The organism is Rhizobacter sp. (assembly GCF_035702065.1).
Lineage (GTDB): Bacteria > Pseudomonadota > Gammaproteobacteria > Burkholderiales > Burkholderiaceae_C > Rhizobacter.
The window spans coordinates 1-13,624 of record NZ_DASSRA010000277.1 but is presented as its reverse complement, the minus strand read 5'-3'; the positions used below and the strand labels follow the sequence as shown (position 1 = coordinate 13,624).

The 13,624-nt window shown below is 66.1% G+C and carries 14 protein-coding genes and 2 rRNA genes; 11 read left to right on the top strand and 5 right to left on the bottom strand.

Annotation, left to right across the window (positions count from 1 at the left end; genetic code table 11):
* Positions 1-489 precede the first annotated feature (489 nt).
* The 9 genes from VFL64_RS12615 to VFL64_RS12575 all read left to right on the top strand — a co-directional run bounded on the left by VFL64_RS12615 (position 490) and on the right by VFL64_RS12575 (position 7,536).
* On the top strand, positions 490-657 hold the full coding sequence (locus VFL64_RS12615; RefSeq protein WP_489540728.1) for a hypothetical protein: 168 nt from the start codon (positions 490-492) through the stop codon (positions 655-657).
* A gap of 45 nt (positions 658-702) precedes the next feature.
* Entirely contained in the window at positions 703-969 is a 267-nt protein-coding gene (locus tag VFL64_RS12610; RefSeq protein WP_489540727.1) for a hypothetical protein, read from the top strand.
* Positions 970-1,030: 61 nt separating this feature from the next.
* Positions 1,031-1,792, top strand: a complete 762-nt coding sequence (locus tag VFL64_RS12605) for an ABC transporter ATP-binding protein (protein WP_489540726.1) — start codon at positions 1,031-1,033, stop codon at positions 1,790-1,792.
* A 2-nt stretch (positions 1,793-1,794) separates the two neighbouring features.
* Positions 1,795-2,565, top strand: a complete 771-nt coding sequence (locus VFL64_RS12600) for an ABC transporter permease (protein WP_489540725.1) — start codon at positions 1,795-1,797, stop codon at positions 2,563-2,565.
* An 11-nt stretch (positions 2,566-2,576) separates the two neighbouring features.
* A complete protein-coding gene (locus VFL64_RS12595; protein WP_489540724.1) occupies positions 2,577-3,584 on the top strand; it encodes an ABC transporter substrate-binding protein in 1,008 nt (335 codons plus the stop codon).
* A 63-nt stretch (positions 3,585-3,647) separates the two neighbouring features.
* Complete coding sequence (locus VFL64_RS12590; protein WP_489540723.1) at positions 3,648-4,493, top strand: HDOD domain-containing protein; 846 nt, start codon at positions 3,648-3,650, stop codon at positions 4,491-4,493.
* Positions 4,494-4,649: 156 nt separating this feature from the next.
* Positions 4,650-5,765 carry a 4-hydroxyphenylpyruvate dioxygenase gene (gene hppD, locus VFL64_RS12585; RefSeq protein ID WP_489540722.1) on the top strand — a complete coding sequence of 372 codons (1,116 nt, stop codon included), beginning with the start codon at positions 4,650-4,652 and terminating at the stop codon, positions 5,763-5,765.
* A gap of 3 nt (positions 5,766-5,768) precedes the next feature.
* A complete protein-coding gene (phhA, locus tag VFL64_RS12580; protein WP_489540721.1) occupies positions 5,769-6,638 on the top strand; it encodes a phenylalanine 4-monooxygenase in 870 nt (289 codons plus the stop codon).
* A 70-nt stretch (positions 6,639-6,708) separates the two neighbouring features.
* A complete protein-coding gene (locus VFL64_RS12575) occupies positions 6,709-7,536 on the top strand; it encodes a hypothetical protein (RefSeq protein ID WP_489540720.1) in 828 nt (275 codons plus the stop codon).
* Here VFL64_RS12575 and VFL64_RS12570 read toward each other — a convergent pair.
* From VFL64_RS12570 to VFL64_RS12560, 3 genes are read right to left on the bottom strand one after another with little or no spacing between them, the layout of a single operon-like run.
* A complete protein-coding gene (locus tag VFL64_RS12570) occupies positions 7,452-8,384 on the bottom strand; it encodes an esterase/lipase family protein (RefSeq protein ID WP_489540719.1) in 933 nt (310 codons plus the stop codon). The two genes, VFL64_RS12575 and VFL64_RS12570, sit on opposite strands and share 85 nt — an antisense overlap.
* A gap of 9 nt (positions 8,385-8,393) precedes the next feature.
* The gene (locus VFL64_RS12565) at positions 8,394-10,022 is read right to left on the bottom strand and encodes a GMC family oxidoreductase N-terminal domain-containing protein (protein WP_489540718.1); all 1,629 of its coding nucleotides are present in this window, start codon (positions 10,020-10,022) and stop codon (positions 8,394-8,396) included.
* Positions 10,019-10,525: a hypothetical protein gene (locus tag VFL64_RS12560; protein ID WP_489540717.1), complete on the bottom strand. Its 507-nt coding sequence runs from the start codon at positions 10,523-10,525 to the stop codon at positions 10,019-10,021. Before VFL64_RS12560 ends, VFL64_RS12565 begins: the two co-directional genes overlap by 4 nt.
* A gap of 99 nt (positions 10,526-10,624) precedes the next feature.
* Here VFL64_RS12560 and VFL64_RS12555 point away from each other — a divergent pair, with 99 nt between their 5' ends.
* Together VFL64_RS12555 and VFL64_RS12550 are read left to right on the top strand one after the other, a co-directional pair.
* Positions 10,625-11,317, top strand: coding sequence for a DUF8198 family protein (locus tag VFL64_RS12555; protein ID WP_489540716.1), 693 nt, complete (start codon positions 10,625-10,627; stop codon positions 11,315-11,317).
* 62 nt (positions 11,318-11,379) lie between these two features.
* Positions 11,380-13,062, top strand: a complete 1,683-nt coding sequence (locus VFL64_RS12550) for a long-chain-fatty-acid--CoA ligase (protein ID WP_489540715.1) — start codon at positions 11,380-11,382, stop codon at positions 13,060-13,062.
* Positions 13,063-13,166: 104 nt separating this feature from the next.
* On the opposite strand, the gene rrf is transcribed toward VFL64_RS12550, so the two are convergent.
* Both rrf and VFL64_RS12540 read right to left on the bottom strand, forming a co-directional pair.
* A 5S ribosomal RNA gene (gene rrf / locus VFL64_RS12545) occupies positions 13,167-13,279 on the bottom strand.
* Positions 13,280-13,436: 157 nt separating this feature from the next.
* Positions 13,437-13,624 (bottom strand): 23S ribosomal RNA (locus VFL64_RS12540); the annotation flags it as partial.

Genomic DNA, 13,624 nt, shown 5'->3' with positions numbered 1-13,624 from the left:
CGGCGAGGTGCTGGCCCCGCCGCCGCCCGCCCCGACGCGGCCCCCGGCTGCGGCCGGCAAGGTCGGCGCAGACAGCGACGACCTGTGGGCACGCACCCAGGCCGGCGTGGCGCCGTTGAAACGCAAACGCTGAAATCCGGGGTACCCCCTAGAACAAAGTGCGCAAGACCCCTTGCGCAAGATAATCAGTTGTTTATCATCTGCGCAAGTTGCGGAGCCAGCCCGTACCGCAGCGACACCCCGATCGACCCACCCACTTCCCGGAGCCCCATGTCCCTCACCCTTGCACTGAACCCAACGAAGCGCTGCGTGCAGCGACGAGCTTCGTTTGCAGTCATCGGTGCCATGGAGGCGCCGCCCGGCGTATCGCCCACCTGAGCGCTCTGCATGCAGAGCCTCAAGCGGCCCGGGTTGCATCACTGCCCCGGGCCGTTTTGTTTTTGTCGTCAGTTTTGCGGATGTGCCGTCCGCCCGTTGAGGAGCACTTTCATGAAGATCAGCATCGCCACCCCCAAACCCCGCAACCCACTGGTCGCAGCCGCCCACATGCGGCGCGCCGGCAGCCACCGAACCCGCGGCGGCACCGTGCGCCAGCAAGCCGGCCGCACCCTGCGCCGCGAGCTCGCCCAGCTCAGCCACAGCAAAGACAGCCCATGAACCCACGGCCACGCCCCGCGCGGGCAGGCCCCGAAGGAAACGATCATGACCAGCCTGAAGCCTCTCTCGTGGCGCCCTGACAGCGTCACGCCTCCCTGGACGTACCCCGTGCGTCGCCTGCTTGCCGCGGGCTTGCGCGGCACCAGCGCCGTTCTCGCGCGCCTGGCGCAATACGCGGCCGTTCCGGCCGTGCCCGAGGTCAAGCAAGCGCCCGAGGTGCTGGAGTTCTACGCCGACGCCAGCGCGCCCGAAGGCGCGCTCTACGTCGACGGCGATCTCGTCGGCTACCTGTACGGCGTGAAGCGCCTGTGATGCGTTCTGCGCAGGGCCGGCACGCGCCGGCCCTGTGTGGAAATGCAGGCACACTCGGCGCATGCCGCCGCCCGTCTTTGCCCTGGACCACGTCGACAAGCGCTTCGCCAGCGGCCTGCAGGCGCTGAGCGATGTGTCGCTGCAGGTGGCGGCCGGCGAGTTCGTCTCGCTGCTTGGCCCCTCGGGCTGCGGCAAGAGCACAGTGCTGCGCCTGGTCGCCGGGCTGGATGACGCCAGCAGCGGGCAGGTCAGCGCCCCAGCCCTGTCGAACCCGAACGCGGCCGACACCGCTTACGTCTTCCAGGACGCCACGCTGATGCCCTGGGCCAGCGTGTTCGACAACGTCTGGCTTCCGCTGCGCCTGGCCGGTGTGTCGCGTGCGCAGGCCGCACCGCGCATCGAGGCCGCCTTGCAGTCAGTTGGATTGCAGGGCTTTGCCCAGGCCATCCCGGCCGAACTCTCGGGCGGCATGAAGATGCGCGCCTCCATCGCACGCGCCCTGGTCACGCAACCAGCCGCCCTGCTGATGGACGAGCCCTTCGCCGCCCTCGACGAATTCACCCGCCAGAAGCTCAACGGCGACCTGCTCGACTGGTGGCAGGCGCGGCCCCTGGCGGTGCTGTTCGTCACCCACAGCGTGTTCGAGGCGGCCTTCCTGAGCCAGCGCGTGCTGGTGATGGGCGCACGGCCGGGCCGCGTGGTGGCCGAGGTCGCGATCGACGAACCGTACCCGCGCCGGCCCGGCTTCCGCACTTCCACGCGCTACACGCAGATCTGCGCGCAAATCACACAAGCGCTGGAAGCGGCGCACGCCCTCGCCTGACGATGCAGCGCCTCGCGCCAGCCCTCACCCTGATCACGCTGCTCGCCGCCTGGGAGGCGCTGGTGCGCCTGGCCCACATCCCGCACTACACCCTGCCCGCGCCCAGCCTGGTGCTGCAGACGCTGTGGGCGAACTTCGGTTCGCTTGCGGGCAGCTGGTGGTTCACGCTCAAGGTCACCTTCGGCGCGCTGCTGCTGGCCTGCGCAGGCGGGGTGCTGATCGCCGCGGTGTTCGCGCTCTCGCGGCCGGTCGAGCAGGCTTTCTTTCCGATCGCGGTGATGCTGCAGGTGACGCCCATCGTCGCCGTAGCGCCGCTGATCCTCATCTACGTGGAAAGCACCACCGCGGCCCTGCTGCTGTGCGCCTGGATCGTGGCCTTCTTTCCCATCCTGTCGAACACGGTGATCGGCCTGCGCGCGGCCGACCCGCACCTGCGCGACCTCTTCCGCCTCTACCGCGCCACGCCCTGGCAGCGCCTGCGCTGGCTGCTGGTGCCCAGCGCCTTGCCTTACTTCGTGGCGGGGCTCAAGATCTCGGGCGGCCTGAGCCTGATCGGCGCCGTCACCGCCGAGATGGTGGCCGGGGCCGCGGGCCGCGAAACCGGCCTCGCCTCGCGCATCCTCGAAGCCAGCTTTCGCACCGAAACGCCCAAGATGTTTGCCGCGCTCGTGCTGCTGGTGCTCACGGGCGTTCTGATTTTCTGGGGCTTCAACGCGTTGTCGCGCGCCTTGCTCGGGCGCTGGCATGCGGTGGAGTCCAGCCATTTCGATTGAAGGAACTCGCCATGCCCAAGCATCTCGCCCTCATCGCGCTGGCCGTTGCCACCAGCAGCGCCTTCGCGCAGGACAAGGTCATCTTCGCCACCAACTGGAAGGCCCAGGCCGCGCACGGTGGTTTCTACCAGGCCGTTGCCGACGGCACCTACAAGAAGTACGGGCTGGACGTGACCATCCAGCAGGGCGGCCCGCAGGTCAACAACCGCCCACTGCTGCCGGCCGGGCGCATCGACTTCCTGATGACCGGCAACCTGCTGCACAGCTTCGACAACGTGAAGAACGGCGTGCCCACGGTGGTGGTGTCGGCCATCTTCCAGAAGGACCCGCAGGCGCTGATCGCCCACCCCGGCCAGGGCTACGAGAACTTCGAGAACCTGAAGAACGCGCCCGTCGCACTGATCGCCAAGGACGGCCAGTTCAGCTGGTGGCAGTGGCTCAAGGTGACGCACGGCTTCAAGGACGAGGTGCTCAAGCCCTACAACTACAACCTCGGCCCCTTCCTCGCGAACAACAAGTCCATCCAGCAGGGCTACTCGGTGGCCGAGCCGATCTACGTGGAGAACCAGGGCAAGTTCAAGCCGGTGGTGCACCTGCTGGCCGACCACGGCTTCAGCACCTATTCGACGCTGATCGAGGCGCGTGCCGACACGGTTAGAACCAAGCCCGACCTCGTGCAGCGATTCGTCGACGCGTCCGCCATCGGCTGGGTCAACTACCTCTACGGCAAGCGCGACGCCGCGGCGGCACTGATGATGAAGGACAACCCCGAGATGACGGTGGCCGAGATGGAAGCCTCGGTCGCGCTGATGAAGAGCCAGGGCATCGTCGACTCCGGCGAGGCGCTGCAGGGCGGCATCGGCGCGATGAGCCAGGCACGCATCCAGGACTTCTACAACCAGATGGTCAAGGCAGGCCTGTACAAGCCCGGCGAGGTTGACCTCTCCAAGGTGGCGGCGCTGCAGTTCGTCAACAAGAAGGTGGGGCTGGACGCCAAGGCCAGGCTGGGCGCCAAATAGCCCACGCTCAAGTTGCTCGCGCGGGCTGCCGATATCCCCGGTACGTGCCCTCACCTTCGCGCCATGACCACGACCACGACCTTCACGCCTCTCACGCAGCCGCTGCGTGACCTGTCAGCGTGGGTCGCCCATTTCCGCCAGGCCGAGATCCCGGTGCTGGGCAACACGGCCGACGCGCTGGAGGCGATGCGCGCCAACGAAGACGATGTCGACGCCAACCTCATCGGCGAGATGGTGGCCGATGACCCGTTGATGACGCTCAAGGTGCTGGCCTACGCCGCCAGCCACCGCCCGCCCCGCCTCGTCACCGACGTGGAAACCGTCACCGCTGCGGTGGTGCTGATGGGCATCTCGCCCTTCTTCAACGCCTTCGGCCCGCAACCGATGATCGAGGACCGCCTGGCCGATGCGCCCGAGGCCCTCCAAGGCCTGAGCGAGGTGCTGCGGCGCGCCCACCGGGCGGCCCGCTTCGCACTCGCCTTCGCCGTGCACCGCCAGGACCACGACGCCGCCGTCATCTATGAAGCCGCGCTGCTGCACGACTTCGCCGAGATGCTGCTCTGGTGCCATGCTCCGACGCTGGCGCTGCAGGTGCGCGCCGCGCAGAAGGCCGACCCGACCCTGCGCTCGCGCACCGCCCAGACGCAACTGCTCAACGTCGACCTCACCGACCTGCAACACGCGCTGATGAAGGCCTGGGCCCTGCCCGAGCTGCTGATCCGCATCACCGACGACCGCCACGCCGAGCACCCCAGCGTGCAGAACGTGATGCTCGCCATCCGCCTGGCCAGGCACACGGCCACCGGCTGGGACAACCCCGCCATCCCCGACGACATCACCGAGCTCGCGGAGCTGCTCAACCTGTCGGTCGAGGCCACGCTGAAGTTCGCACGCGACCACGACACCTGATTTCCCACCAGGGAAAGCGGTCTTGCCAAACGGCGCCGGGCCGGAGAACCTACGATCCTGGGAGTGACCTGTCCTTCCCAGGTGCCCGCGCAACACCCCCGCGCGAGCACCCAGTCACTCTCGTAGTTCCAACAGAACGATCAGGAGCATCACATCATGCAATTCACCCCCTGGGACAACCCCATGGGCACCGACGGCTTCGAGTTTGTCGAGTACGCCGCCCCCGACCCCGTGGCCTTGGGCCAGCTCTTCGAGACCCTGGGCTTCCGCCCGATCGCCCGGCACCGCCACAAGAACGTGACGCTGTACCGCCAGGGCGAGGTCAACTTCATCATCAACGCCGAGCCCAACTCGTTCGCCCAGCGCTTTGCACGGCTGCACGGGCCGAGCGTGTGCGCGATGGCCTTCCGCGTGAAGGACGCCAACCTGGCGTACGCGCGCGCGCTCGAGCTGGGTGCCTGGGGCTTCGACAACCAGACCGGGCCGATGGAGCTCAACATCCCGGCCATCAAGGGCATCGGCGACTCGCTCATCTACTTCGTCGACCGCTGGCAGGGCAAGGACGGCGCGGCACCCGGCGCCATCGGCAACATCAGCATCTACGACGTCGACTTCGTGCCCATTCCTGGCGCGGCGGCGGAGGTGAAAGGCCACGGCCTCACCTACATCGACCACCTCACGCACAACGTGCACCGCGGCCGCATGAAGGAATGGGCCGACTTCTACGAGCGCCTCTTCAACTTCAAGGAAGTGCGCTACTTCGACATCGAAGGCAAGCTCACCGGCCTGAAGAGCAAGGCCATGACCAGCCCCTGCGGCAAGATCCGCATCCCCATCAACGAGAGCAGCGACGACAAGAGCCAGATCGCCGAGTACCTTGACCTGTACCACGGCGAAGGCATCCAGCACATCGCGATGGGCACCGACGACATCTACGCCACCGTGCGCGCGATGCGTGACAAGGGCGTAGCCTTCCAGCACACCATCGACACGTACTACGACCTGGTGAACAAGCGCCTGCCGGGGCATGGCGAGAACGTCGAGAAGCTGAAGGAGCTGCGCGTGCTGATCGACGGCGCCACGCACCAGGGCGCGCCCAACGAGCTGCTGCTGCAGATCTTCACGCAGACGGTGATCGGGCCGATCTTCTTCGAGATCATCCAGCGCAAGGGCGACCAGGGCTTCGGCGAGGGCAACTTCCGTGCGCTGTTCGAAAGCATCGAACTCGACCAGGTGCGACGCGGCGTGCTCAGCGACGCACCGACGAGCTGAGCCATGCTGACCGACAAGGCCGTCAACCAGGGCGTGGCCCCGGTCACGTACGGCGAGGGAACGCGCCCACCGCGCGGCGACTACGCCACCGCGCGCGCCGACTACACCTGCGACCAGGGCTGGCACCGCTACACGCCGCAGGAGCACGCGCTCTACCAGCGGCTGTACGAGCGCCAGGCCGCGCAGTTGCCCGGGCTCGCATGCGAGGAGTTCATCGCCGCGGTGCAGCAGCTCGGCGAGCCGCACCAGATCCCGCGCTTCGAGGCGCTGTCGGAGCGCCTGCAACGGGCCACCGGCTGGGAGGTGGTGGCGGTGCCGGGGCTGATCCCCGAAGAGGCGTTCTTCGCGTTGCTGGCGCAGCGGCGCTTCCCCGTCACCGGCTGGCTACGCAAGCCCGAAGAGTTCGACTACGTGGTCGAGCCCGACGTCTTCCACGACCTCTTCGGCCACGTGCCGCTGCTCTTCAACCCGGTGTTCGCCGACTACATGCAGGCCTATGGCGCTGGTGGGCTGAAGGCGAGCCGGCTGCAGGCCTGCATGTACCTGGCGCGGCTGTACTGGTACACGGTGGAGTTCGGGCTGATCGCCACGCCGGCGGGCTTGCGCGCGTATGGCGCGGGCATCCTCTCGTCGACCGGCGAGCTGCGCCACAGCGTGCTGAGCCCGCAACCGCAACGGCTGGGCTTCGACGTGGAGCGCATCATGCGCACGCAGTACCGCATCGACAGCTTCCAGAGCACCTACTTCGTCATCAAGGGCTTCGAGCAGCTGTTCGAAGCCACGGCACCCGACTTCACGCCGCTGTACGAGCGTGTGGCCCACGAGGGCGAACTGAGCGCCGACGCGCGCCTACCGAGCGACACCGTGTACTAGGTTTTCCCTCCAAGGTGTGTCATCAATTGGAGTGATGGCAGAAGCCGGGTCCACCGACCAAACTGGTTCGGTGGACACCGCCTCCCCCTCCAGCACCCAGCTCAACCGCCGTTGTGCGCTGTTCACGCTGTTGGCCTTGTCCCTGGCCATCGCGATGGGCTTGCTGGCCTGGGGTCCGCTTCCGCTCACGGCCGGCACGCATCTTTACGCCGATGCTCGCCCGCTGGGCGCCGTCGCCCACGGGTTCAACGCCCTGATGAGCCTGCCCCTGCTGCTGGCCGGCGTGTGGGGTTGGCGTGCATTGAGCCGCAGCGACTGGCCCGCCGCACTGCGCACGCCCTGGCGCCTGGGCTACCTTTGCATCGCGCTCGCCGGCGCCCTGGCCGCGGCGTACCACGTGTCGCCGGGCGACCTGGGCTACCTCGCGGCCCAAGCCGCGGGCGCTGGCGCATTCACCCTGCTGTCGCTCGGCTTTCTGGCGGAGCGGGTGGATGCTCGTTTCGGCTCCCGGCAGGCCTGCGTGGCTGCGCTTGGCGTGGTGGCGCTGGCCACCGCCGTGTCTGCCAGCGGCGCCATGGACCTGCGGCCGCTGCTCCTGCTGCACCTGCTGCCGGTACTGCTGATCCCCGCCGGCGCACTCAGCCTGCCCGGCCGCCACACGACCCAGACCGACTGGCTGCTGATGCTCGGCCTCTATGCCGTGGCCCGCCTCTGCGATGCCGGTGATGGCGCGCTGATGCGCTACACCGGTCACGCCCTGAGCGGCCATGCGCTGATGCACCTGGGCGTGGCCGCCATGGCGTCCCGCCTGGCTTACCGGGCCTCCAGGCCGATCGAAGAGTCGGCCGAAGACGAAGGCTCCACCCAGGCCAGCACCTCGCTCAGCACCTCGGGCTGATCCGCCAGGTGCACATGGGCGGCACCCGCCACGTGGCGGTTGTCGGCACCGGGCAGGGTGGCGTTGGAAGCCGGGAAGACGATGTTGTCGCAGTGGCTGTAGAAGCAGGTGAAACGTTCGAAATGTTCCGCCGATTCGGTGGCTTCGAGCGCACGCTGCCAGTCGGTGCCCATGGCCATCTCGCGCGCGTTGGTGCTGAAGCCGAAGCGGCCCAGCCAGGTGCCGCGGTGCGGGCTGCCGATGGTCACAACGCGGTGCACGCGGTGCGTGGCCGCATAGGCGTTCAGCCAGGCGCGGATGGCCAGCCCGCCCATGCTGTGTCCCACCACCACCGGCGGCAGGCCGGTGGACTGCTCGATGCGCACAGCCGCCTGCTCGATGATGGGCGCGTAGTCGCTGATGGTGCCGAACACCGGCTCCAGGTTCACCGCCACGAAGGGCACACCTCGCTCGCGCAGACGTGGCATCCACCGGTTCCAGAAGCCGCGGTTGCAGACGAAGCCGTGCACCAGCACCACACCTCGGCGGCCGGGCTGGACGGGCACGAAGTCAGGCTCCAGCATCGAGCGAAAGGGCTGCTGCCAGCAGAAGACGCGCGGGGCGGTGTGCACCTCGGCCCACCAGGCGCGGAGCAGTTGCCCCAGGCTGGCCCGAGGTGCCGGGTCGCTGCCGTGAACGAAACGCAGCATCACGAACTCGGCCGCCAGGAAGATCGCGTAGCCGAAGACGATCAGCGCCGCGCCGGCCAATGCCCACACCGGGCTCCCGCGCTGAAGAAACCAGGCCGCCCACAGCGCGGCGGCCAACAGGAGCGAAAGGGTGATGAACTGCTGAAAGCGCGCAAGCATGTCGGGATGCTAGGGCATCAACCGAACTTCCTTGCCGCTCAGGCGCTTGGCCAGGCCGGTGGCGAACTTGTTGGCGAAGCCATAGACGGACAACTGCGGATTGGCGCCGATGCTGGTGGGGAACACTGAGCCGTCGTGCACCGAGAGATTGCCCACCTGCCAGTGCATGCCGTCGGGCTGGACCACGCCGCGGCGCTCGTCCACACCCATGGCGCAGCCGCCCATCACATGCGCACTCACCACGCGGGTGAGCAGCGGCTTCATGGGCAGGGCATTGATGGCATCGCGCGCCTGGGCCCAACGCGTGTACTCGCCGGCCATCTCATGCACTGGCACGACCGAGCGCGCACCGGCAGCGAACTGGATCTCGGCCATGCTCAGCAAGGCGCGGCGGGCGCCATCCATCACGAAATCGTTGAGCGGGTAGTCGAGCACTGGCGAGCCGTCGGATTGCAGCTTCACCTGCCCGCCGACCGACTGGGGATGGAAGCCATCGCGCATCAAGGCCAGCAGGCTGTGCATGTGCGGGAACTGCTTGAGCGAGTCCGCTTGAGACTGACCGTAACCCGCGAGCGTGCTGGAGAAGATCAGCGGATGCATGGGCGGCGCTTCGAGCTTGTAGCCGATGGGGCCGTCGATGGGCTGTGTGTGCAGGAAGTGGTCGCTGTAAAGCGTCTGCGGCGCGCCGTCCCAGGCTTCGACCTTCTGCTCGAAAGTCGCCGCGGAGATGACCACCGGGTGCAGGAAAGTACGCGCGCCCAGCAGGCGGTGAGGGTCTGGCAGGTCGGAGCGCTTGAGCAAGGCCGGTGAATTGATGGCGCCCCCCGCCACCACGTAGTGCCGCGCAACGATGCGCGTCGGCGTGCCGCCAGCAGCCAGGCTGCTATTGGCCGTGACGGGCAGGCACATCAGCGCGCTCACCTTCTGCTGCACCCGTTCGAACATGTGCGCGCGCGTCTGCACCAGCAAGGTGGCGCCCCGGTCCAAGGCTGCGGGGATGGTCGTCACCAGCATCGACTGCTTGGCATTGGTGGGGCAGCCCATGCCGCAGGAGCCGAGATTCCAGCAGCCCTTGACGTTGCGCTGGATGCCCGCAGCCGCGATGCCGAGCCGCGTGGCACCGCTGCGCAGCAGTTCATTGTTCCGGTTCGGTTCGGTGAGCCACGGCCCGATGTTGAGGCGGCGCTCGGCCTGCTCGAACCAGGGCGCCATCGCAGCTTCGCTCACCTCGGTCAGCCCAAAGTGCGTTTGCCAGTGACGCAAGGTGTCGGGAGGCGTGCGGAAGGAACTCGTCCAGTTGACGGTGGTGGAGCCGCCCACGCATCGACCCTGCAGTATGTTGATGGCCTTGTCGGCCGTCTTGCGGGCAGCGCTTTCCTGGTAGAGGCTGGGGTAGGCCTCGCTCTCGCGTTGGTGGAAGTCGCGGCTGCTTTTGAGCGGGCCCTCTTCGACCAGCACCACGTCCAGGCCAGCCTGCGTCAGCAGCTCGGCGGTGATGCCCGCACCGGCACCGGTGCCGACGATCGCGACATCGCACACCAGCTGTGCCGGCAATGCGGCATGCGCGCCACCCAGCACGCGCCATCCGCGGGCCAGGCCATCGCGGATCGGGTCGGGAATCTGGCTCAGACTGCTCATTGGACGCGCGGCCCCGGGTAGCCCAGCAGGGGCCAGGTGGAGGGGTCCGCGTAGTAGGCGGCATTCGTCAGGTCGCGCAGGGCGTGATAGGCCTGCTGCTTCAAACCGAGAGACGAGATCCGCATGCCCTGCAATGCCTGCTGGATCTGCGGCACGGTGGCGGCCTCCCAGGTCGCCGCCAAGCCCGTCAGCGCCAGACGGCCCGGCGCCGCAGCCAACAAGGCCAGCAGCTGCGACAACTCGCTCTGCGTGCCTTGAGGGAAGGCGCTCAAGGTGTCGTCGAGTCGGTTCAGATGCGCTCGCATCGCTTGGGTACGCGACGCGTCGTCGGCCGGCAAGCTGCCATCAAGCACAGCCCGCGCCACGGCAGAGAAAACCGCGCGACCGGCCTCGGTCAGACGCCCCTCTTGCAGACCCGGTTGGAGCAAGGCGAAACCACCGCCGGCCACGGCCAGTGCGGCTGCGGCTCCGAGGCCAAGTTGAAGGAAGCGTCGTCGTTGCATGCTTGCGTGCAGTGGAGCCGCGCCGAGTGTTGCATCATTCGTTGCATGATCCGTAGAGGCGAGCGACTAACTCGCCCCGAGACAAACCCGCGCCCTTTCATGCCTGCCACTGTCGACTCGATCCTCGCCCACTTGGCGGCCGTCGCAAACGAGCGCAGTGCGCGCGCCGCCTCGCCTGACCTGTCTGGCAGCGTTCAGGCCATCAAGAGCTACCAGCAAAAGCGCTTCTCCCACACCTACGCCGACCTTCTGACCAACCCACGCTACGGTAGCGCGGCCCGCTTCTTTCTGGAGGAGCTGTACGGCCCGGGCGACTTCACTCAGCGTGATGCGCAGTTCGAGCGCGTCGTGCCGGCATTGGTCCGCCTCTTCCCGCGCGACGTGGTCGACACGGTCGAGACACTGGCCGGTTTGCACGCCTTGTCCGAGTCACTCGACAGCGCGATGGGACGGCAGCTCGCACATGCGACAGCCGATGCGTACAGCTACACGCACGCCTGGCGCGCCACAGGGCGGGAGGCGGACCGTCAAGCGCAGATCGCACTGACCTTGTCTGTGGGGGAGTCCCTCGACAGGCTCACCCGCAAGCCGCTCCTGCGGCACAGCCTGCGCATGATGCGAGGGCCCGCCCGGGCGGCCGGCCTCGGGGCCCTGCAGCAGTTTCTCGAAAGCGGCTTCGACACCTTCGCAGCCATGCGCGGTGCCAACGAGTTCCTGGCGACGGTGAGTGCTCGCGAACATCGGCTGATGACGAGCTTGTTCGATGGAGACCCGCTAGGACAATTACCGTAGCCGCACCAGCGTTCAGGCTGGGATCATCCGCCGTCTGAACCACGTCGGAGATTCACTGCACCATGCAAAAGCCTTGGCTGAAGAGCTACCCCCCCGGCATCCCCGCCGAAGTCGACACCACGCAATACAACTCGCTGGTCGAGCTGCTGGAGGAGTCTTACGGAAAGTTCGCAGACCGCACGGCCGCGATCTGCATGGGCGCAGGCCTCAAGTTCCGCGACATTGACCGGATGTCGACCGCACTGGCCGCGTGGCTGCAGGCCAAGGGTCTGAAGCCCGGCGCACGCGTGGCCATCATGATGCCCAACGTGCTGCAGTACATGCCTGCCATCGCAGCCATCCTTCGAGGCGGCTTCATCGTGGTGAATGTCAACCCGCTCTACACCGCTCGAGAGCTGGAGCACCAGCTGAAGGACTCGGGCGCCGAGGCCATCTTCATCCTCGAGAACTTCGCCAAGACGCTCGAGCACGTCATCCTCGCAACGAACGTCAAGCACGTGGTGCTCGCGTCGATGGGTGATTTGCTCGGTGCAGCCAAAGGGCCTCTGGTGAACTTCGTCGTGCGCAACGTGCGCAAGATCGTGCCGGAGTTCCGCTTGCCCTTGGACAACGGGCGGACCGTCACGCGCTTCAACAGCGCGGTATCGGAAGGATCTCGGTTGACGCTGCAAAAGCCCAAGCTCACACCGGAGAGCGTAGCCTTCCTCCAGTACACCGGCGGAACAACAGGCGTGTCGAAAGGCGCCACCTTGCTTCACCGGAATGTGGTCGCCAACATCATCCAGTCCGAGGCCTGGTTCCAGCCGAAGCTCAAGGATGTGGGCGATCGACAGATGGTGGTGGTGTGCGCTTTGCCGCTATATCACATCTTCGCGTTGACGGCCTGCTACATGCTGGGTGCGCGGATGGGCGTGTTGAACCTGCTGATCCCGAACCCGCGCGACATTCCAGGCTTCATCAAGACCTTGCGCGGTTACCGGGTCAACATGTTCCCGGCGGTGAACACGCTGTTCAATGCATTGGCGAACAATCCGGATTTCGCCAGCATCGACTTCTCCGAACTCGCCATTTCGAATGGTGGCGGCATGGCGGTGCAGCAAGCAACTGCGGAGAAATGGCTGAAGGTCACTGGCTGCCCTGTGGTGGAAGGCTACGGTCTTTCGGAGACGTCGCCGGTCGCGACGGTCAATCGCTTCGACATCAACGGCTTCACCGGCACTATCGGTCTGCCGGTTCCTTCGACCGACATCGCGATTCGAGACGATGAAGGTCGCGACGTTGCATCTGGGCAGGCCGGGGAGATCTGCATTCGCGGCCCACAGGTGATGGCTGGCTATTGGAACCGGCCGGACGAGACCGCCAAGGTCATGACAAGCGACGGTTTCTTCAAGTCCGGCGACATCGGCATCATGGATGAGCAAGGCTACGTGAAGATCGTCGACCGGAAGAAGGACATGATTCTTGTGTCCGGCTTCAATGTGTACCCCAACGAGATCGAGCAGGTCGTCGGTATGCACCCAGGCGTCCTGGAGTGTGCCGCGATCGGCATCCCGGACGAACGTTCGGGCGAGGTCGTGAAGCTCTTCGTTGTCCGAAAGGACGCGACGCTGGCGGAAGACGCGCTCGCTGCGTACTGCGCAGAGAACTTCACCGCCTACAAGCGGCCCAAAGTCATCGAATTCCGCGATGACCTGCCCAAGTCCAACGTAGGCAAGATTCTCAGGCGCGAATTGCGGGGGAATTAGTTATCCATTCCCTCTGCGCCGGCGCCTTTGGTGCCGGTGCTTAATTCTGAGGCCCGCAAAGCAAAAACCCCCGCCACTTTCGTGACGGGGGTTTTCTATTAATAGCCTGACAATGTCCTACTTTCACACGGGAATCCGCACTATCATCGGCGCTGAGGCGTTTCACTGTCCTGTTCGGGATGGGAAGGAGTGGGACCACCTCGCTATGGTCATCAGGCTTAACCGGTCACCATCTTGCATTCAATGCAAGACAGCCAATTTGTAGAGTCGGCTGCAATCATGCGATTTGCAGCAGTCAGCTTATTTGATTGCGCCGCACCTTCCTTGAAGGTCAGCATAACTTGTTTACCCAGTTTGACGTCTGTCAAAATTATAGGGCCAAGCCTCACGAGCAATTAGTACTGGTTAGCTTAACGCATTACTGCGCTTCCACACCCAGCCTATCAACGTCCTGGTCTAGAACGACTCTTCAGGGGGCTCGGGGCCCCGGCAGATCTCATCTTGAAACGAGTTTCCCGCTTAGATGCTTTCAGCGGTTATCTCTTCCGCACTTAGCTACCCT